Origin of the sequence: Chitinophaga qingshengii, assembly GCF_014529935.1 — a bacterium.
GTDB lineage: Bacteria > Bacteroidota > Bacteroidia > Chitinophagales > Chitinophagaceae > Chitinophaga > Chitinophaga qingshengii.
The window spans coordinates 497,963-518,193 of sequence record NZ_JACVFC010000001.1; the positions used below are offsets into that span (position 1 = coordinate 497,963).

The 20,231-nt window shown below is 48.4% G+C and carries 15 protein-coding genes; 5 read left to right on the forward strand and 10 right to left on the reverse strand.

Translation table 11 applies throughout. From position 1 onward, the window contains the following. Positions 1 to 361 precede the first annotated feature (361 nt). The gene (locus ICL07_RS01925; protein WP_188086261.1) at positions 362 to 934 is read left to right on the forward strand and encodes a methyltransferase family protein; all 573 of its coding nucleotides are present in this window, start codon (positions 362 to 364) and stop codon (positions 932 to 934) included. A gap of 25 nt (positions 935 to 959) precedes the next feature. On the opposite strand, the gene ICL07_RS01930 is transcribed toward ICL07_RS01925, so the two are convergent. From ICL07_RS01930 to ICL07_RS01955, 6 genes are all read right to left on the reverse strand, one after another. Next, the gene (locus ICL07_RS01930) at positions 960 to 2,351 is read right to left on the reverse strand and encodes an MFS transporter (protein WP_188086262.1); all 1,392 of its coding nucleotides are present in this window, start codon (positions 2,349 to 2,351) and stop codon (positions 960 to 962) included. Positions 2,352 to 2,369: 18 nt separating this feature from the next. Next, a complete protein-coding gene (locus tag ICL07_RS01935; protein ID WP_188086263.1) occupies positions 2,370 to 3,410 on the reverse strand; it encodes a bifunctional transcriptional activator/DNA repair enzyme AdaA in 1,041 nt (346 codons plus the stop codon). Between the two features lie 76 nt (positions 3,411 to 3,486). Continuing rightward, positions 3,487 to 4,464: a hypothetical protein gene (locus ICL07_RS01940; protein WP_188086264.1), complete on the reverse strand. Its 978-nt coding sequence runs from the start codon at positions 4,462 to 4,464 to the stop codon at positions 3,487 to 3,489. Positions 4,465 to 4,533: 69 nt separating this feature from the next. Further along, on the reverse strand, positions 4,534 to 5,976 hold the full coding sequence (locus ICL07_RS01945; RefSeq protein WP_223151725.1) for a S41 family peptidase: 1,443 nt from the start codon (positions 5,974 to 5,976) through the stop codon (positions 4,534 to 4,536). Between the two features lie 100 nt (positions 5,977 to 6,076). Then, positions 6,077 to 8,047 carry a M1 family aminopeptidase gene (locus ICL07_RS01950; RefSeq protein WP_188086265.1) on the reverse strand — a complete coding sequence of 657 codons (1,971 nt, stop codon included), beginning with the start codon at positions 8,045 to 8,047 and terminating at the stop codon, positions 6,077 to 6,079. A 52-nt stretch (positions 8,048 to 8,099) separates the two neighbouring features. Continuing rightward, entirely contained in the window at positions 8,100 to 8,897 is a 798-nt protein-coding gene (locus tag ICL07_RS01955) for a helix-turn-helix transcriptional regulator (RefSeq protein WP_188086266.1), read from the reverse strand. Between the two features lie 198 nt (positions 8,898 to 9,095). Here ICL07_RS01955 and ICL07_RS01960 point away from each other — a divergent pair, with 198 nt between their 5' ends. The 4 genes from ICL07_RS01960 to ICL07_RS01975 all read left to right on the forward strand — a co-directional run bounded on the left by ICL07_RS01960 (position 9,096) and on the right by ICL07_RS01975 (position 13,211). Next, entirely contained in the window at positions 9,096 to 9,710 is a 615-nt protein-coding gene (locus ICL07_RS01960) for an ABC transporter ATP-binding protein (protein WP_188086267.1), read from the forward strand. Beyond that, the gene (locus ICL07_RS01965; RefSeq protein WP_188086268.1) at positions 9,707 to 10,831 is read left to right on the forward strand and encodes a hypothetical protein; all 1,125 of its coding nucleotides are present in this window, start codon (positions 9,707 to 9,709) and stop codon (positions 10,829 to 10,831) included. The genes ICL07_RS01960 and ICL07_RS01965 overlap by 4 nt, the downstream gene beginning before the upstream one ends. Positions 10,832 to 11,024: 193 nt before the next feature. After that, positions 11,025 to 12,359 (forward strand): erythromycin esterase family protein, encoded by a 1,335-nt coding sequence (locus tag ICL07_RS01970; protein WP_223151726.1) that lies wholly within the window; start codon positions 11,025 to 11,027, stop codon positions 12,357 to 12,359. A gap of 90 nt (positions 12,360 to 12,449) precedes the next feature. After that, positions 12,450 to 13,211, forward strand: a complete 762-nt coding sequence (locus tag ICL07_RS01975; protein ID WP_188086269.1) for an SDR family oxidoreductase — start codon at positions 12,450 to 12,452, stop codon at positions 13,209 to 13,211. A gap of 85 nt (positions 13,212 to 13,296) precedes the next feature. On the opposite strand, the gene ICL07_RS01980 is transcribed toward ICL07_RS01975, so the two are convergent. The 4 genes from ICL07_RS01980 to ICL07_RS01995 all read right to left on the reverse strand — a co-directional run bounded on the left by ICL07_RS01980 (position 13,297) and on the right by ICL07_RS01995 (position 20,175). Next, on the reverse strand, positions 13,297 to 14,679 hold the full coding sequence (locus ICL07_RS01980; protein WP_188086270.1) for a RagB/SusD family nutrient uptake outer membrane protein: 1,383 nt from the start codon (positions 14,677 to 14,679) through the stop codon (positions 13,297 to 13,299). A 26-nt stretch (positions 14,680 to 14,705) separates the two neighbouring features. Beyond that, positions 14,706 to 18,053, reverse strand: coding sequence for a TonB-dependent receptor (locus tag ICL07_RS01985; RefSeq protein ID WP_188086271.1), 3,348 nt, complete (start codon positions 18,051 to 18,053; stop codon positions 14,706 to 14,708). 240 nt (positions 18,054 to 18,293) lie between these two features. Beyond that, positions 18,294 to 19,469, reverse strand: coding sequence for a FecR family protein (locus ICL07_RS01990; RefSeq protein ID WP_188086272.1), 1,176 nt, complete (start codon positions 19,467 to 19,469; stop codon positions 18,294 to 18,296). A 109-nt stretch (positions 19,470 to 19,578) separates the two neighbouring features. After that, the gene (locus ICL07_RS01995) at positions 19,579 to 20,175 is read right to left on the reverse strand and encodes an RNA polymerase sigma factor (protein WP_343070956.1); all 597 of its coding nucleotides are present in this window, start codon (positions 20,173 to 20,175) and stop codon (positions 19,579 to 19,581) included. Positions 20,176 to 20,231: the final 56 nt, after the last annotated feature.

Genomic DNA, 20,231 nt, shown 5'->3' on the forward strand with positions numbered 1-20,231 from the left:
TGGAAAATGGCTACAGCCATTCTTCAGGGACAAAAAAACGACTCCCTTAACAAATCGTTTGTAGTAAATTCATGAAAGTGATGTAGTAAATTTTCTACAGTACACTGTGGGGGTAATCAACTTCCATCGTCAAAAAAGTCTTCGTATATGTGGCAGCGTTATATTAAATATCCAGGAAGAATTCAAAAATGGGGGTTATATATTCATTTAATGCCGTAGCCCTTTGCTCTCTATGCCTCCGGGATAATGAACCCTCAGACGACCGTCGTCATTTTTTCCATAAACACCCCCAAAATGAATAAAATGAACGCCGCTCATTTCCCATATCCCCCGTACCTTCAGCTGCTAAAACCCATCTCCTATGTTCAAGGAAAGCCCCACCCTGTTCACCTGGGTTACCTGTAACTGCTGGTTAGTATTCGGCTGCTGTTGGTTAACGCTCCGTAACCGCACCAAGGAAAACGTGCAGCTGAGAACTACCCGTCAGCGGTGGATGGGCTTCATCGGTTATTGCGTCATTTTTGTTTCGTTATATCTGCCGTTATTTACGGGTACCCGGTTACTGCCAGCCTTGTCAGCCTTACAAGCTGCCGGCGCGCTGCTTTGCATCGGTGGTATTGCCTTGTGTATCTGGTCCCGGTTATTGCTGGGAACCAACTGGAGCGGCGGCGTAGCGGCTAAAAAAGATCACGAACTGATTGTAAAAGGCCCTTACCGGCTGATCAGACATCCTATATACACCGGTTTTATCACCGCATTGGCCGGCACCAGCCTGGTATCCGGCGGGTCGGCCGCGCTCATCGCTACGCTTGTTTGCGCCATGGCGCTATACCTGAAAATAGAACAGGAAGAAACCCTGCTGAATGAACTATTCCCCGGCACGTATGCCGCCTATCAGCAACAAACCCGGAAGTTGATTCCGTTTATCCTGTAGCAACGTTGCACCTTGTATATTCGTATTATCTCCTGGCCGGTAACGCCCACAACATCCCAGCTACAACCACCAGGCAAACGGTTCCTGCCGCCAGCCCGTAACGCAGCGCTTCCATGTAGCCGTTGGCGTGAGCACCGGATGGCAGTACGGCAAAAAATATCCCGCCGATAATACTGATCCCCAACCCGGATGCAGTTTGCTGAAAAGTGGAGAAAATACCCGACGCAGCTCCCGCATCCTGTACCGGCACTTTGTCCAGCACTATATTCAGCAGAAAAGGCAGTACCATACCGTTTCCCAGGCCGTACAGGGCAATCAGCGCCACCGTCGTCACCCGGTCATCGCCACAACTATATTGCAGGATAAAAGCGATCCCTATCAGGAGCAACCCGGTCAGCAACACCTTCTTCCCATACTTTACCAGTAGCCGGGAAGCTACCACGGACGACAACATAAACAACAATGCATGCGGGATAAAACTGGCGCCACAAGCCAGCGCCGACATACCCAGTCCATCCTGCAGGTATACCGCCATCATCAGCAGGTAAGCCGTATGCAACATAAAATGAAACAAAACAGCCAGCAACCCGAGGTTAAATACCGGTTGTGCAAACAATGCCAGGTTGATCAACGCACCGTTATCAGGCCCTTGTTTTAACTGCTGTATACGCACAAATACCAGCGACAAACCCACAAACAATGCCAGCAGTACGCCGCTCCACCATGGCCAATGCTGTTCCCGGCCTTCAGTGATCGCATATATCAAACAACCCAATGCCAGGGTGAGGACGGCCGCACCGGCATAATCAAACTTCACCCCTGCTGTGGTGGCGGTTTCCGGCAGATAACGGTCAATCGCCCACATAGCGGCGGCTCCCACCGGCAAATTGATAAAGAAGATCAGCCGCCACCCCTCCACCACCCCATCAGTTTCTGCCAGGTAACCACCCAACATCTGCCCGATAATGGCCGCTACACTCAGCGTAATACCGTACCAGCCAATAGCTTTAGCCCTTTCTTCGGGTACCGGAAACAAGACCTGTATCAGGGCGATGGACTGGGTCACCATAAAAGCGGAACTTACCCCTTGCAGAAAACGGGCGATATTCAGTTGCAGCGGCGTTTGACACAACCCACAAATACAGGAGGTAAGCGTAAACCATCCCATTCCCCAAAAGAATACTTTCTTTTTACCGAGGTAATCCCCTGCCCTGCCACCCGTGATCAGGAAACAGGCGCTCCCCAGCAGATAGGCCGCTATCACCAGCTGAACTTCTCCATCGGTTGCATGCAGACTGCGTTTGATAGTGGGAATGGCAATATTGATGATAAAGATATCGATGACGTACAACAGCGGCGCCGTCAGGACAATAAGCAGCGCATACCATCTGTTGACAGTGGTAGTAGTGATGATCATAAAAGAGGTAGAAAATAATCAGGAATGGTTTTTCTCAAAATCCAGCAGCCATTGTTTGCGCCAGATACCGCCGCCATAGCCGGTCAGGGAGCCGTCTGCCCCCACAATACGGTGACAGGGAACGAGGATAGAAATTTTATTCATGCCGTTGGCATTGGCTACCGCCCGGATAGCCTCGGGTTTACCCAGGGCTGCAGCCTGGTCTTTATAGGAACGGGTAGCGCCATAGGGCACCTCCCGTAATACCTGCCATACCGATTGCTGGAAAGGCGAACCCGGCATATACAAGGGTACCGTAAAGGTTTTCCGTTGTCCGTCAAAATAGGCTTTCAGCTGTGTTTCCAGCGTGTCAAAATGAGGATTATTGCCTTGTACGATGGTAGCGTTCAGCACACGGGCCAGGTAACGGAATTCCGTTTCCAGCATCTTACGGTCGGTAAATTCCAGCAGACAAACGCCTTCTGTTACCGCACAGGCGTACATGGTCCCCAGCGGTGTTTCCAACCGTTTCAGGTCAATGACCCGTTGTGTTTTGCTTTTTTGGGGAGATACCCCGAAGATGTTTTTAAAAGAGTCCCCAAAGCCACTGAGGGACTCAAACCCCGCATCGAAGGCTGCTCCGCTCACCGATTCCCCTTGTTGTATTTTCTTAAAGGCAGAATTGATCCGGAACATACGCTGATAAGCATGGAAGGTGATACCATGGTTTTTAAGGAACCATCGGCGCACCTGGTAGGGTTCGATACCACGGCGGAGCAGATCTGCGTCCTTTATTTTCAGTCCGGGATCAGCGGCCAGATCCTGTAGCAGCTGCCGGATATCATCGGGTGTCTGGTTCAGCTGCTCCAGGGGATGGCACACCTTGCAGGGCCTGTATCCTTTCAGGATACATTCTTTGGTGGTCGCAAAAAATTCTATGTTCTCCGGCTTCGGTTTCCTGGCACGGCAGGAAGGCCGGCAAAAGATACCGGTCGTTTTGACTGCGGTAAAAAACACGCCTTCAAAAGCGACATCTTTTTCCACCGAAGCCTGGTACATCCTGTCAAAGCTCAACTGCATAGTTTAAGGTATTGATTTCCTCACAAAAGTAGGACCGCCGGTACAGCCGGACAACCGGAAAATGAACAACTATTTTTTAAAATACTTCTTTCGGCGCTTGTTTAAACAATTCAAACAGATCAGACAGTTTTTGCAGGAAGGCCTGGCATTGTGTTTCGTTCAGCCAGAGACTTCTTTCCAGTTCGTCTACTTCATTCATGGTGGCATTGTCGTATAATTCCTGCCTTTCAGCGCCTTTGCCGGCAGCATCGATATACAGTATTTTGATATAGGAATTTATCTTTTCCCCGCTGGCTAAGGTGATAGACCCGCTACGGGCAATACGGAACAGGAAGGAAACCAGGTTTTTATCGTCGGTCAATTGTGTATCCCATATATGGTTCTTCAGGTATCTCTCCGTAAAACCCAATATAGCAGCATGATCGGTGGTCAGTGGCTCGCGGTAGACATCTTCCGGTAATAAAAAATAATGGTGGTCAAACAGCCATTTTACCAACAGCGTGTAGGCTTGTTTGATAGTGTTGTATTGATTCGTTTCTTTAAAATCGTACCGGGAAAAGATTTCTCTTTTCTCAGGGATACGTACTTCCATGGCCGTTATACGACTTTGATCATCTTCCAGCCAAACTATCAGCTGCGCGACCTCACTCACCTGTTTTCTGAAAATGGCACATTTCGGATCATGTGACGCCTGAAAGAAAGCCAGGCATTCCTCATAACTGCTGCCCGGATGGATAAATCCTTCCCAGAAGGCCGCAGGCTTGGGGTCCGGCGTTTTCTTCCGATCGGTACTGTATAATACCACCGAGCTCAGGAAACACTCAAAGGTGTACTCATCCTTTTTAGGACTTACCGGCGGATAAAACTGGTCGTGGGTGATATCGAATTTAAAACGGTAGCCGAGGTTATTTTGTTTATCCTGGTAACTTTTGTCGCCCTGATTGGCATTTAAAGTTTTAGGCGGCTTTGATAATCCGCAGGTAGCAAACAACTGGCTGATGGCGGGGTCTGTGCTTTTACGTCCCACCAGCCCAATAAGATCATAGACTGTCATACAAGAGATTGATTATCGTACCAAGGTACAAAAAAAGAAGAGGCAGTATACCGCCTCTTCTTATTGATGTTATTGTTCGAGTATCTGCACCACATGATCCAGCCATTGGGAGGAAGGGATACTTTTATCGATATAAAAATCAGGCATAATACCTTTTCCATCGATCGTCAGGTCGGGTATGCGCAGACTTTTAGACAATGCATACCATAACTGAAACTGTTTATCCGGCGAATTCACCCCATACATATTGGAAATATCCAGCACACCAGCGGTGGTAACACCAAAGAGTTTTACTTTTTTACTTTGCCGGGCGGCCATCAGGAACTCTTCTGCCGTACTGCCGTTGAGGTTATTGATAATGATGCCTACATTTTTGGGAAACGGGAAGATGGTATCCAGCTTTTGTTCGTCAACGATCTTGCCCGACAGGTTCACGAACTGTCCCGGATGTTCTTTTAATTTTTTAAGCGCAGCCTGTACTTCAATTTTATCGTTTTCGGAAAGACCTGGCCGTGCTGAATACTCTTCCATCCTCCGATTGTTGAGCGGTGTAGAAAACATCTCCACGTTCACGCTGCGGATAGGATTGGTATACAACAATGGTAGAATTCCATAATAACTGATATCAGAGCCGCCACCATTGTTCCTGATATCGATGACCAGGTTCTCAGTACGTTTCAGCAGTTGATCATTGGCTTTCAGCACGCTGTCTATCAGACCTTTCTGGGCATCGTCAAAGGTAGGGATGCGGAGCAGTATGGTTTTGGCAGACAGTTGTTGCAGGAACGGTCCGTCAGTGCTGATTTCTCTGACATACAGTTCTGTTGCAGGATCTGCAGGGAATACAGGATACTCTCTCTTCAGGAAGATGCGTCCTAGTTGCAACACGTTTTTTCCGTAGAACACCGCTTTATCGAATGGCCTCGCGGAGTAGTCTCCCATATAGAAAGCACCGGAACTGTCTGCCGAGATTTTCAGTTTAACACTCTCCGGTTTCCAGGCAGGGTTAGTGGAGGTCAGTATCACTCCCTTGTAACCTTTATCTTTAGGGATGATAGCTATTTTGTAAGCACCTGTAGTCCAGATACCTTCAAACAAAGCTGCGCTGCCGGAAGATATTTGTTGTTTGGCTTGTTCTTCCGATAGTGCTATTTTTTCCCAGGAACTGGTGTTGGCAGCAACAGCCGGAGCGTTGTTAGTCAGAATAATGCCATGATGCGCTTTTCTGAAAAACTGTAACCAGTCGCCCATAACGGCGGCACATTCCTCTTTGGTAGTGGCTTTTTTAATACGGGCAAGGATGATCTTGTTGAACTGCTGATAAGCATCTTTGCCTTTTTGTTGCAGCGCATAATCGAAGCCGGCATCGTTTTTTTCAAAGGTTTCTTTTACCCATTTGAAATTGCCTTCACAATCGCATTTTTGCTGGGCCACCAGACAGAGGGGGCTGAACATACTCCAAAGTAGCATCGTTGTGGCTACACGGCGGGATGAAATTTTTTTTGCACTCATAGGTTACAACTGTTTTATCCGGATTTTGGTGAAAGTGATAACAAGTTCCCAAATGTATGTTATCGCTTTCACATATCCGACAGGCAGTAACCGGAGCAGATCATTTTCTCAGCAACTTCACCTTTGCCTCCATGCCATCCGCTTTCTGATGGGCTGCATCCGCTGTGACTGCGTTGGTACAGGCCCATTCCACCAGGGCGGTATCGTTTTTAATGGCCGCCTGTTGCGCCATCCGGTAGTAGAGATAAGCCAATAATTCCGCCGGACGGGATACACTTTGCAGCGCATGTTGATAATACCCCAGTGCTTCATCGGGTTTATGCTGCGCTGCAGCAATACGTCCCATATGATAATACAGCGAGCATTCCACCCCGTATTGGTCATCAGGAATACCGGCCTGCAGATAGGTCTTTGCCAGGGTCATGGCTTCCTCCGGCTTTTGTTGTATGCGCAGGTTCAGCACCCGCACTACTTTAGCTTGCGCCACCGCTATAGGTTTCAGGGAATCGTCCCAGTGCAGCACTTTAAAATACGGATCTATCTGTACCTGGGCTACCGGTCCTTTTACCGGTAATTGAAACTTACCGGTACGGTCCTGCAGGGTAATCCGTTGCAGGGAAGTGGAGCCGTTGCGATAGGTGATCAGCACTTCCAGCGGCAGGCGGTAAATACTGTCTTGCTGTGTGATGGTCAGCAGCAACAATTTATCTTGTTGCTGCCAGCTATGTGACCATTCCGGCACACCGGTACGGTTAAACCATTGCTGATAAAACCATTGGAGACTGCTGCCGTGCGCGGTATTTATCTCCTTTAAAAAATCTTCCCAGGTAAGGCCATCACGGCTATACTTCTCCCCGATGGTTTGCAGGGCCTTATGAAAAATTTGTTTGCCCACTACATTGGATAATAGTTCAAATGCCATGAAACCCTTGCTGTCTCCCAGGATATGGCTGTTTTTACCTGACATGGTCGCCAGTGGTTCATCATTACCGGCAGCGGCATTTTTGAGGTACCCCAATCCGCTCTGGTCCGGCAGATAACCCGGGTAACCGGTAGTGCGGTACTGGATGGCGCGGGCGCTGTCAAAATGTTCCACTACCTGTAAAGAGCCATATTGCGCCATGGCTTCCGAGATCATTTCCGTGCCGGTACCGCCTTTGGAAAGGACTTTATTGCCCCACCACTGGTGACCAATTTCATGACCAAAGAGCGCATAGTTAAATTCCCGCAGCGCGCCGGTTGGCATCACGATACCTCCCAGGATGCTGGCGCCGCCTATACCGGTAATTTCCGCTACTTCGTCGGGATATTCGATGATGGAAAAATTGGGAATGGTCAACGGACCAAACTGTGATACCAGGAACGCCAGCACTTCCGCTGCTTTATGGGAAATTTCATCTCCCTTAATTTCCTTATGCAGGCTGTACGTATAAAAAGGCATACGGCCTTTGTGTTCCTGGCGGGTGTATTTCCCTATATACAGGCTGAAGATATCCGGTTGATTGTAATGATACTCGTAGGTCTGCGTGTTTTCACCCGGCATTGTCTTTACGGTGGCGGAAGCCATCACCGGCATGAGTGGCCGGGGAACGGTTATCCGGAGATTCCCGGTGCCACGGGTATAGTTATCGGTCCCATCACCGGCACGGGACATTACCTGCGGATACCAGGCGGAGCCATAGCCTCCGGCCCAAACGAAACTGCTATCGAGATAAAACTGGAAAGTGGGTGCATCTCCCCTGTCGTAGGCATAGGTAAAATGTAAAACAGTGCCGATGGGTTGTGTATGTTTAAACCGCCAGTGATACACGATGTCACCGGAAGCATTCAGACTGGTATCCACCGTACCGGGAACCTGCTGCAGCTGTAATTGCGCCGCACCTTTTCCCCTACTGATAACGATATTAACAGAATCGGCCGTAGTAGCCGTCGTTTCAAACGAAAGACTGCCCTGCACCCTAAAAGTCTTCTTTGCCGGATCTGCATTTACCTGCAGTTGATAATCCAGTTTTTTCTGTGCAGCGACCCATAAGGGTAAAGACAAGCATAAAAGCGCGATCAGTCGACGCATATTCTTTTTTTTACAAAGTAACGCCGGCATACACTAAAAAAATAGTATCAGATTAACTATTCAGCTGGCGGCGGAATTGTAGAGGGGTACTACCGTAGTAGGTCCGGAACACCCGGATCAGGTGGGAAGTATCGGAAAAGCCAGCCGTGAACGCAATATCCGTGACCGGTAAACGGGTAGTAAAAAGCAACGCCATCGCTTTTTCTACCTTCATTTTAAGCTGATACCCGCCCACTGTCATCCCTTCTTTTTCCTTAAAAGCACGGGCCAGGTAAATGGGATGAACAAACACCCTGTCAGCGATGGATTGAATGGTGTGGTGCGTATCGAGTTCGTTTTCCAGGATGGTTTTAGCTTGTGTAAACCAGGGTAAACGGGAGGGCAATTTTACCGCCGTTATCTCCGAGAGCCAACCCAGGATATATTCTTCCGTCATACAGGTGGCAGGGTCCCGCAGAAAGGCATGCAGTAACCGGTAAAGGTAGTGGAACGTCCCCACTTTATATATCATCAGGGAAGATGGCAGGGGTTTGTCCAGCGTTAGTTCCTGTAATGCTTCCCGCTTAAATTCTATATTCAGGCATTGACCGGGCTGCTGCCGGAAATGGTTGGCATGCGTGTAGCCGGCAGGCCGGAACAGAATCTCTCCGGGCAGGATTTCATCTTCCGAATGCCGGTTCACCTCATCATAACCACCCCTTACCAGGAGGCTCAGGTACGCATTTTCATGATAATGCGCATGAATATGCGTATCCGGCTGATAAGCCGTGATATTCAGTTTGAAGAAAGCACTTTCATTGAATTGCTGCTCCTTACCAAAATAGTGACCGGGTGAAAGAATGATACTCATAAGCCTGGCGGTATGTAAATATACCGCTTATAGCGGATATGACCATTAATTCCCCTTTGCGTGAATCTTTTTCACGACTCCTGGGGAATGCAGGCGGTTGGCAGATGATTTAGGTACCTTGCTCGAGAATGCAAAGGTTTGTTAAATATTTTTTGATCCACCACAAAATTGCTAGCTTTTGTGCTGAAACGATAGCAGATGTTGCACCTCAGACAATTCAAAAAATACTACCACCACCGGCTCGTTCTCTCCGTGGAGGAGCTGATACTCGCACCCGGTATTTATTGGGTACAAGGCGCCAATGGATCGGGCAAGAGTACTTTGCTCAAGTCCCTGGCCGGGCTGTTGCACTTTGAAGGTGAAGTGGTGCTCAACAATGCCTGCTCTCTCCGGCAACAAACAAAAGCCTATCGCCGTCTTGTAAATTTTGCCGATGCAGAGCCGCTGTTTCCGCCGTATCTCAGTGGACGCAATATGGCAGCGCTTTTCGTGGAGGCTAAAAATGGCGATGCTACCCGTTATATTGAGCAAATGAACATGCTGGATTACATTGATGATCCTATCAGTACCTATTCCAGCGGTATGCTCAAGAAGTTGTCCCTGGTACTGGCGTTTATTGGTCAGCCGGCGTTGATACTGCTGGACGAACCATTGATTACCATGGACGAGGCTTCCTTACAGGTATTATTCCGCTGGATAAGGGAAGGTCATGAACAAGGCGTCAGTTTTCTGCTCGCCTCCCATCAGGCGCCGATGGACATCACCGACACGCTGGTAGTCGCTTCCCAAACCATCAAACGGCTTACTGTATGAGGCGCCCGCTCACTATGGTGCTGGTCCGCCTGTTTGCCCATAGCTTTTATAAGATGCACGCCGGCCTGCTGCTCTTCCTTTTTGTGACCTTCGTGAGTTACGCTTTTTTTATCAATACCACCGGGGAAGTACCACCCGACCTGCTGTCGTATTGCCAGCAGATTATTACCATCACGCTGGTGAGCAGCCCGTATATCATGGTATTGTTCTTTATTGTCTGTTTAATCTATAATATCAAAAGCTGGCAATATATTAAACAACAGCTGGCGGCCAACGAACAACAGTTTATTTTCTACAGTGTGAATGCGATGCCTACCCGTCGTCAATTCAGCAGCTGGTTTTATGTACAGCTGCTGATTAATGCGCCGGCCTTCTTCTATGCATTGTTCGCGGTAGGTATCGGGTTGATATGGCAACACTACCTGTTGCCGGTACTGATATTGCTTTACCTTTTTCTGTTGACGACCGGCGGCGCTGTTATCCATGTGATACGCTGCAACCGCGTTATTGACACTAGTTCACCTCCATCTGTTTTATTGCGTTTTACACAACGTTGGCGGAAACCCCTGTCCAGTCTCTTCATATATTATATACTGGATAAGAAAAAGATCGCCTGGCTGATCACGAAAGCTGTCACGCTGGTTATTATCAGCTCCCGTTTTTTCCATTTACTGGAAGAGATACCGTCCGACCTTCGCGTAGCCGGTTTGGCCATGCTGCTGATCGTGATGGCACATGCCGCGCTGATTTTTCAGGAACAACAGTTTGAACAGTATTACCTGGGCTTCCTGCGTAATTTTCCGTATAGCCGGGAGCGTATTTTCGGGTATTCCCTGCTGACGCATGTCTTATTACTGCTGCCGGAATTATCCTGGATGCTGCTGTATTTTAAGCCGGCCACCGGACTGCTGCTGGTATTTTCCGCTTTGGGATATATACAGCTATTGCGGAGTATCTGTTACCGCTATGGCGATAATATGCGTAGGTACGTGGCCGTAGTATTTGTATTGTTTATGCTTATGTTCTGGGGGATTATGTTTGGCGGGATTTGGTGGATGTTGCCGGGGAGTTTTGTGGTAGCGTATTTGCTTTTTTATAGGTTGTATTTCAGACAGGGGTAATTAGCCCCTTCTGGTTGTACCCCAAAAGACTTAACCATTTCATCGTTTCAAAATAAGCTATTTAAAGTATAACCAATGTCAAAGCACACGTGCAGCTGACAACGAAAAAAATATGATTTCTGTCACCCAAAAGGTATGACCACCCTCATTTATTTCATTGGTAAAATGAGTTTTCTTTGAAGAAAATCGAGAAATGCCTGATTATTTTACCCGTTCCTCCAAACCCAATGAAGAGGAAATGGCCGGCATTATTAAACAATGGGCATATCCACTAACCGGAAAAAACGACCTCGACCCTTTATTCAACAGAATTGGCGAGGCCAGGATCGTGATGCTTGGTGAGGCATCTCACGGAACACACGAATACTACAACTGGCGAAGCTATATTTCCAGGCGGCTGATCGAAGAAAAAGGTTTCAATTTCATTGCGGTGGAAGGAGATTGGCCCGATTGCTATCATCTGAACAGATATATAAAGAATTACACAGAGGAAGGAAAGGGCGCTTTTAAGGTGCTTCATTCTTTTAACCGGTGGCCGACCTGGATGTGGGCCAATTGGGAAATTGTTGCCTTGGCAGACTGGCTAAAGCAACACAACCAGGCGCTGCCTTTAAACCGGAAGATAGGATTCTACGGGCTGGATGTATATAGCTTGTGGGAAAGCATGGAAAACATCATGCAATACCTTGAGAAAACCGATCTCCATGCGCTAAAAATTGCAGAAGAGGCATTTAAATGTTTTGAACCTTACCGGTACGATGATGGCCGGTCCTATGCAAAGGCAACACAATTCGTTCCGGAGTTATGTGAAAATGAAGTAGTCCATCTGCTGAAGGAGATTCGTGCCAAACTCCCCTCTTACAACACAGATCATGAAAATGTATTCAATGCCGAGCAAAATGCCCTGGTGATGGTAGACGCAGAAAGATATTACCGTGCAATGATTCATGGTGGGACTCATTCATGGAATATCCGCGATGATCACATGGTGCAGACCCTCGACCGGCTCCTGAAATTACATGGCGAAAAAGCCAAGGCCATTGTCTGGGCCCATAATACACATGTGGGAGATGCCCGCGCAACCAATATGAGTCAGCAGGGGATGTATAATATCGGAGAGTTGGCCAGATTGAAGTATCATGATCATAACGTTGTATTAGTAGGCTTTGGTTCTTATAAAGGCGCTGTAATCGCGGGCCGTAGCTGGGGAGCATCTATGCAAAAAGTGGAAGTTCCTCCTGCCTTGTCGGGATCATGGGAACATCTGTTGCATACCACCGGTATTCACAACAGATTATTGATAATGAACGATTTTCACCAGGATATCTTTATGGAAAATCATATCGGCCATCGCGCGATTGGCGTTGTTTATCATCCGCAATATGAAAAGTACGGGAATTACGTTCCTTCCATACTCCCGTTGAGGTACGATGCTTTTATTTATGTGGACGAGACGACCGCCCTGCATCCTTTGCATATTCTGCCAGATGGTCATCAGACGCCGGAAACATTTCCGTTTGGTGTTTAGCCGGCGATTGTTCCGGGTTATGGCGGCGAATCGCCGGAAGTGCATGAAGCATAAAAGACAATCCATTATTCATTGATTAACAATTTCAACATGGAAAAGATCTTTGAAAATAAAGTAGCTATTGTTACCGGTGGAAGCTTTGGTATTGGCCAGGCAACGGCGATAGCTTTTGCCAGGAGAGGTGCAAAGGTAGTGATCGCAGATTGGATAGAAGATAAAGAACGGACGACCTTAAACCAAATTGAAGCCGTAGGCGGCAAAGGACTTTTCATAAAATGCGATGTTTCAAAACCAGGAGATATAACAGCCGTAATTGATGAAACATTTTCTGCCTATGGACGCCTGGATTTTGCATTCAATAATGCGGGGATTGAAGGCATATCTGCCCCGACCCATGAATGTACCCAGGACAATTGGGAGAAGACGATCGCCGTTAATCTGACCGGTATCTGGTTATGCATGAAACACGAGCTGCCTCATATGATCAGGGAAGGTAAAGGGGCCATTGTTAACTGCGCATCTGTTGCAGGGCTGATCGGATTTGCCGGGCTCCCTGCATATGTAGCCAGCAAACATGGCGTAATTGGCCTTATCAAAACGGCCGCACTGGAAACAGCAAAGCTGGGGGTACGCATTAACGCTGTATGTCCGGGAGTAATCAGAACAGCCATGATAGACAGAATCACCGGAAAAGACAAAGTGGCGGAACAACAATTTGTCAATATGGAGCCGGTAGGCCGTTTTGGAGAACCGGCAGAGGTGGCGGAAGCAGTGATTTGGCTATGTTCGGATGCAGCGTCTTTTGTGACCGGGCATGCCATGCCAGTTGACGGAGGATGGATAGCTTCCTGAAAAATTATTTAAATAACGTACTTTCTGGCATAAAAAAAGGCCGGTCTTCATCAGACCGGCCCGGAAAGGGATTTAACAAGTAATCTTAGTATCCTTTATTCTGCGTCAGCTTAGGATTCCATGAAAGTTGTATGGAATTGAAAGGCAGATACAAACGGGTTTCATCCCGGCCTTTACTGGAAAGAAAAGGAATAGCGGTACCAAAGCGGCGCATGTCCTGCCAACGGCGGCCCTCTCCTACAAACTCCCTTCTTCTTTCATTTTCCAGCTCTTTCAGGAAAGCAGCCGGACTGGCAAAGTCGCCATTGCTTTTGGTACTGGCTTTACGGGCGGTTCTCAGTTGGTTATAGTAAGTCACATCTATTGCTCCTTTTCTGGCACTGGCTTCTGAAGCAATCAGGAACGCCTCACTATAACGGATATACGGATAAATAGCATAGGAATTAGCCGCGGTTTGCAGGGTATCTGTTGAATATTTCAGCAGATAGGTCTGTTCAATACCGGTGGTAGCGTTACGCTGGCGGCGTAACAGCTGTGTCCGGATATCCGCCGGCTCGTACAGCGCAACGAGGTCGTCGCTCATCCAGGTAAGTCCGGGACTGTTGCCTTTAAACGGAGGACCCGGGCTGTAAAGCGCGTACAAGCCATAACGGTTGTACCCCAACGTACTGCTCAACGGACCATCTATTCCCCGCCACATCATTTCTTTTGCGGGGGTGTTGTACAGAAATACCTGTCCGTAGTTACTGTTTACCAGGGAGAATTTTCCGGAGCGGATCACTTCCGCAGCCAGATCTCCTGCTTCCTGGTTTTTACCCAACTGCAGGTAAACCCTCGCCAGCAGTAGTTGCGCCGTTTGCCGGCACGCCATATTAGGAGAGGTAAAATCCTTTAACAGCGGAATGGCGGCAGTTAAATCAGCGACGATAGACGCATATACTTCTGCCTCCGTATTTTTATCACGACGGATTTTGTTGATATCCGTTTCTGTTTCCAGCGTCAGCACCACGCCACCAAAAGTTTCTACCAATCTTGTGTAGTGGTATGCTCTTATCGTCAGGGCCTCTCCCAGCACCTGCGGCATGTCTGTGATATGCTTACTGTTGATGTAATTAATGATCAGGTTAGCATTCCCGATTGATTTATAAGCGCTGTTCATGGTACGGTTATTTCCGAAACCATCTTCCACCGTAGGATTACAGGCATCATAACCCATCGGATTAAACTGTGTAGGAGAACCACCCTGTATAGATACAATATCGTCACTATAGATATCCCATACCGGATACCCCATGTAATATATACCATCCGGTTTGTAGGCCCCATTCAATAACAGCGGCAGTTCCTGTGGTTGTATATGGTCCAGGTCGATGGAATTATCCGGTTGCGGCTCATCCAGTTTACCGCTGCAAGCCGCCAGGGAAAGCGCGGTAGCGAATAACAGCAAAGCATTTTTATATGTCAGCATATGATAGTCTTTTTAGCAATAAGAAATTAGAACCGGGCATTTATACCAATGGAAATAGTACGGGGCATAGGCACAATATCCAGCTGTATTCCGTTTTCCAATGCCTGTTCAGGATCACCCGATTTCAGTCCTTTATCCTTGATGGTAAAGATATTCTGTACAGCTGCGTATAACCGTAACTGTTCGAATGCCTTATTCTTTACGATCCTTCCTGCGAAATCATACCCCAGTGTGAAGTTTTTGAAACGGAGGAAAGAACCATCGAAGAGGAACAAAGTAGAAGGCCTGCTGTTCCAATCTGTCGTTTGTCCGGCGCCATGAGGCCCTACGACAGCGCGCGGATAACGGCTTTGATCACCGGGTTTGGTCCATCTGTCCAGTACCCAGTCAGGCATGTTATCCATCACACCGGTGTAATCACTCAAGCCAAAATTGCGGGCGCCCTGGTCAGTAAGGTTATATATTTTATTACCAACGGTATATATAAACTGTGCAGAAGCGCTGAAACCTTTCCAGGAAGCATCGAAATTGAAACCACCGCTGAATTTAGGCTGAGCCGTAGGTACATAGATCATATCCGCCTGGTTGATCACTCCGTCTTTGTTGACATCTTCATAGATTACATCCCCTGTTTGAGAATCGATGCCTAAAGCATTATACAACTGGAGCATACCGGTAGGTCTTCCCATTACCACGAATCCCATCGGGCCGCCCGGGTAGTAAGAGGAATAATTCATGATACTGTCGCGCAGCTGTGTAATGCGGTTGCGGTTGATATTACCTACCACGCCTACATTCCATTTAAAGCTATTGGCGCCGGCAGCGGCACTGCTATAATTGATGGCGATGTCCACACCGCGGTTGTCCATCGCTCCCAGGTTCACGCGCTGACTGGTGAATCCACCGGCGGATGCGGGAATGTTAACAGAAGAAAGCAAGCCGTCTGTTTTTTTGGTGTAATATTCTATCGTGGTACTCAACCGGTCGTTGAGGAAGCGGGCTTCCAGGCCGATGTCCTGTTGCCGGGTACGTTCCCATTTAAGGGAGGGATTACCCAACCTGGTAAACAGCTGCAGAGAGGGTGCGTTCAGATAAGCCTGTGTATTCACCAGGGTGCTGACATCATTTAAGCCTACCGGACGGATATTACCGGTCATACCATAGCTGGTACGTATTTTCAGATAGCTGATCCATTTCTGTTGCTGCATAAAAGGTTCGCTGGTGACCACCCAACCTGCGGAAACCGCCGGGAACCAGGCATAACGGAAATCTTTCAGTTTTGAAGAACCATCTCTCCTGATAGAGACGCTAAACAGGTACTTGTAGTCCCAGCTCATATTGGTACGCAGGAAAAACGACTGTGAATTTTCCCGGAACTCACGGTTCTTGGACACATAATTATTATCGAAGCTGGAAGCGTTACCCGGCTTCCAAAGGCTCGGGGTAGACGGGAAACCAGTCAGGGAAAAACCACTAACATTATAGCTGTTATCGGTATATTCCTGTCCCAGTACCGCATCGCCTCTCCATTTGCTGAGCTGGAAACGGTAGCTCAATACATTGTTCCAGGTATAACGCAGCCCATTCACACCTTCGTTTTTATACACCCCGCGGCTGGACTGTCCGTAATAACTGATAGGGGTATCGAATGCCTCGGAGGTATTATTATTCTTAGAGGCTGCCAGGGCAGTGCGGAAGGAGAAGTTTTTCGGTAAAGTAATCTCCCCAAAGAAATTACCCACATAATTCCAGGTACGTATGGTTTTCGTATACCCGTTCAGGAGAGCATAAGGATGTTCCTGGTATCCATGCCAGTAGCCATAGGTACCGTCGCTGTTGTAGTTGATGGAATCAGGCGTGTCCGGTCTGACGAGTATGCCGTTATAGTAGGAAGCGTACATATCCGCATCGATATCCTTACTGATAGTATTGGAAATGCTGATGTCTGTTCCTGCCTTGAACCAGTTGAATATTTTCTGCGTCAGCGCCAGTTTACCGGAATAACGTGTAAAACGTCCTTTTCCTACCGGGTTATCTTCAGCATACTGACCAAAGGAAAGATAGTAGGTGGTTTTATCAGTACCACCGGACAGACTGGTTTGCAGATTTTTGGTAATAGCCTGTGAAGGCATCACTTTCTTCAACCAGTTGTTATCAGCGGTTCCCAGTCCCAGGTTATCAATCTGCCCTTGCAGGAGTACTTTTTCATCGTTCAGATTGGCTATTTGCCCGGGTGTAAGTCCGCCGGCCTTCAATTGTTTGTCGATATCACCGATCCGGTTATTTCTTGCCTCGTTGAACATCATCCCGTACTGTTGGGTGTTCAACGGATTGTAGTTGAAGATGGCCTTGGTAGAACCCCAATAGGCGTTCACGTTCACCTGAGGCTTGCTATTGAAATTACCTTTTTTGGTAGTGATCAGTATAACTCCCTGCGCTCCCCTCGCACCGTATATGGCCGAAGAAGCGGCATCTTTCAGTACTTCAATAGATTCTATATCCTGCGGATTGAGGTTGGCCAGGTTGTAATTGGCGTTGGTGCCGCTGGCAGACGCATCTATTACCAGTCCATCTACCACGATCAGGGGGTTGCTACCGCCGTTAACATCCGACTGCAGGGTTTGCAGGCCTCTGATGTTGAACTGTGGAACACTGCCCGGCCTGGAATCGGACTGTTTTACATATAAACCGGCCACGCGGCCTTGCAGGCCATTGACGGTGTTGGAAGACATGTTTTGTTCCGGACGCAGGGATGACACCTTCGCGATAGACCCGGTCAGGTCTCTTCTTCTGGCGGAGCCATAGCCAATCACGACTTTTTCATCCAGCGCCTGCGGCGCGATTTTAAGCACTATCTTAATAACAGGCCTGCTATTGAGCGGTATTTCCTGTGACTGATACCCGATGGAAGATACCATCAGCACCGCTTCCGGCGCTACCTCCGGCAGGGTAAACTCCCCGCTGGCGTTGGTAATGGCGCCTTTAGCGGAACCTTTCACGCCCACTGACACGCCGGGCACCGGTTGACCGTTTTCATCATAAATAAAGCCGGAAACCCTGATGGGTGGCGGCGGCGGGATAGCCCTGTCGCGGATAATCACCATATTTTCTTCGATGGTATAGGCCAACGGCTGGTTACGCAGGCAGCTGTCCAGCGCCTGTGTCAGCGTAACATCCTTTAGGTGCAGGGTCACTCTTTCTGTCTGGCGCAGCTGCGAAGCGGTATATACAAAAGTATATCCCGACTGGCGGTGCAGTTCACTGAATACCTTGCTGACAGGCGCTTCATTCAGGGAAAGTTGTAATCGCTGCGAATAACCGGTGGCACTGAGTTGTAAACAGGCCCCCAGCATAAGAACGGCGGATAACTTCATAATCCTCCACGGTTTGGATGATAGGAAACGGAAATCTGTTCCGGCTTGGTTCCAAGCAGGTAAAATCATACTTTTGATTTTGGGTGATTAAAAAATGATCATCAGCGTGATGTTTTAAAATTACCCGTAGTGCCTGGTGTTAGTAGCACCAGGCACCAATCCTGTTCATTAGTAGTGGACAGGATTTTTTTACGGGAACGTTTATACGAATGGTTGGTTCGTCTCTTTATTCATGGTAGGTCAGGGATACACTGTCACACGCTGTCCATCGAGCCGGAAATGTACCTTGCCGGTGAGTTCCAGTATTCTGCATGCTTCCGCAGCATTGGCAAAACGCGGGATTTCGGCATAGAACTGTTCATTCACTTCTCCTGCATACACTACTTCTATATTATACCAGCGGCCTAATTGCCGCATGATTTCTTGGACGGTGGCGCCGTTAAAAATAAAACGGCCATTTTTCCAGGCTACCGCTTCGCTGGTGTTGACCGGCGTGCTGGTCAACTTCCCGGTATTCCGGTTTAATACCGCCTGGTAGCCCTTTTGGAGCGGCAGGCTGGTTTGTCCGTGTTTTACCACCACTTTACCGGTCAGCAACGTGGTGTTCACCAACGTTTCATCCGGATAAGCCATCACATTAAAACTGGTGCCCAGTACCGTTAGCTCCATATCGTTCACTTTCACGACGAACGGCTGTTTCGAGCTGGCCGATACTTCAAAGTAGGCTTCCCCGGAAAGGTCCACGGTGCGTGTACCTTCACTGAAGGATACCGGATAACGCAGGCTGCTCTGGGCATTAAGCCATACCTTGCTGCCGTCTGCCAATACCAGGCTAAACTGCCCGCCCCGGGGAACTGTCAGCGTGTTATAGACTGGCCTTGCATCCGGGGCTGTCAGCTGCTGATAGGTGACCAGTCCACTGTCCGTTTTAACGATACGGACATTATGCTGGGCCATGACAGCGCCATTCAGCGTACTATCCAATGGTACCACCGAACCGTCGGCCATGGTCAGGGTGGCCTTGTTACCACCCGGTTGGGGCACCTTCTTCTCCGCCACCTTTACCACTGCCGGTTTTGCGGGTTGTCCTGCTTTCCAGCGGGTATACCCTCCTGCCAGCGCTACCACCGTTACTGCAGCAGCAGCATAGCCGAACCACTTACGCATCGGGCGAACCCGGGGCGTTGCGGCTTCAATATCCTGCCTGCCTAAGATGTCTCCGATGATCCGGGAAGAGACCTCGTCTGTGAGCTGTGCCTGCGGCTCATAATCTGCCCATACACGCTCCAGCAGCTGCTGTAACTCAGCGTCACCGGCAGATTGTTCTATCCATTGGGCGAGTTCAATCTTTTCCGCAGGCGTACAGGTCTGCTGAAAAAATTTTACCGCCAGGTCATGTATTCTCCCTTCGGACATGGAAAACAGGATTTAATAGTGGCTCCCAGTGGCTGTAAATGCCCTGTGATACTATAAAGACAATAAAACGACAGGATATGTCTAGTGGATTTGAAAATTTTTTTTGAGGCTATACAGTCGCCATCAGGAGGAAGAATACCGGCAACAGGTCGGTATGCTCACCCAAACCGGTACGGAGGGCTTTGAGCGCCTGTACCAGGTGTTTATTAACGGTAGAAGGAGATATATCCAGCAGCCTGGCAATTTCTTCATGCTTCAGGCCCTGTTCGCGGTTCAGCAGGTATACCTTACGTTGCTGCGGAGGCAGGGAGTTAACGATTTCGTGCACCCGCTCCCGTAATGCCTTAAAGGCTATTTCTTCATGGGGAGCTGATGAGGGAGTAGTTTCGGGGTGCCCTGCTTCTTCTATGGGTAACAGCGTAGCCCTGGCCATTTTCCGAAAATCGTTGATGGCCCGGTTTTGTGCCATCCGGAAAAGGTAACTGCTGAAATGCGTGATGGCAGCCAGTTTATCCCGCTCTTTCCAGAGCTTGAAAAACACCTCCTGTACCACATCTTCTGCCGCCACGGGAGAGCCGTTCAACTGCAGCATAAAACCATACAACTTCTGCCTGTACTTCATAAAAAGTAGTTCAAAAGCTGTGTCATTCCCTGCTGCAGCCAATTTCAGTAGTGTATGTTCATCCCGCTCACCTGACATGTTCATTATGCACGCTCACTTGTTGCTTAAGTAAATATTGGCCAGTGATAAAGGTATAAAAT

Coding starts and splice junctions, on each gene's coding strand:
- ICL07_RS01960 (WP_188086267.1), top strand. CDS start 9,096: ATGTTGCACCTCAGACAATTCAAAAAATACTACCACCACCGGCTCGTT.
- ICL07_RS01955 (WP_188086266.1), bottom strand. CDS start 8,897: ATGAGTATCATTCTTTCACCCGGTCACTATTTTGGTAAGGAGCAGCAA.
- ICL07_RS01970 (WP_223151726.1), top strand. CDS start 11,025: ATGCCTGATTATTTTACCCGTTCCTCCAAACCCAATGAAGAGGAAATG.
- ICL07_RS01990 (WP_188086272.1), bottom strand. CDS start 19,469: ATGTCCGAAGGGAGAATACATGACCTGGCGGTAAAATTTTTTCAGCAG.
- ICL07_RS01930 (WP_188086262.1), bottom strand. CDS start 2,351: ATGATCATCACTACTACCACTGTCAACAGATGGTATGCGCTGCTTATT.
- ICL07_RS01965 (WP_188086268.1), top strand. CDS start 9,707: ATGAGGCGCCCGCTCACTATGGTGCTGGTCCGCCTGTTTGCCCATAGC.
- ICL07_RS01940 (WP_188086264.1), bottom strand. CDS start 4,464: ATGACAGTCTATGATCTTATTGGGCTGGTGGGACGTAAAAGCACAGAC.
- ICL07_RS01935 (WP_188086263.1), bottom strand. CDS start 3,410: ATGCAGTTGAGCTTTGACAGGATGTACCAGGCTTCGGTGGAAAAAGAT.
- ICL07_RS01925 (WP_188086261.1), top strand. CDS start 362: ATGTTCAAGGAAAGCCCCACCCTGTTCACCTGGGTTACCTGTAACTGC.
- ICL07_RS01985 (WP_188086271.1), bottom strand. CDS start 18,053: ATGAAGTTATCCGCCGTTCTTATGCTGGGGGCCTGTTTACAACTCAGT.
- ICL07_RS01950 (WP_188086265.1), bottom strand. CDS start 8,047: ATGCGTCGACTGATCGCGCTTTTATGCTTGTCTTTACCCTTATGGGTC.
- ICL07_RS01975 (WP_188086269.1), top strand. CDS start 12,450: ATGGAAAAGATCTTTGAAAATAAAGTAGCTATTGTTACCGGTGGAAGC.
- ICL07_RS01945 (WP_223151725.1), bottom strand. CDS start 5,976: ATGAGTGCAAAAAAAATTTCATCCCGCCGTGTAGCCACAACGATGCTA.
- ICL07_RS01995 (WP_343070956.1), bottom strand. CDS start 20,175: ATGAACATGTCAGGTGAGCGGGATGAACATACACTACTGAAATTGGCT.
- ICL07_RS01980 (WP_188086270.1), bottom strand. CDS start 14,679: ATGCTGACATATAAAAATGCTTTGCTGTTATTCGCTACCGCGCTTTCC.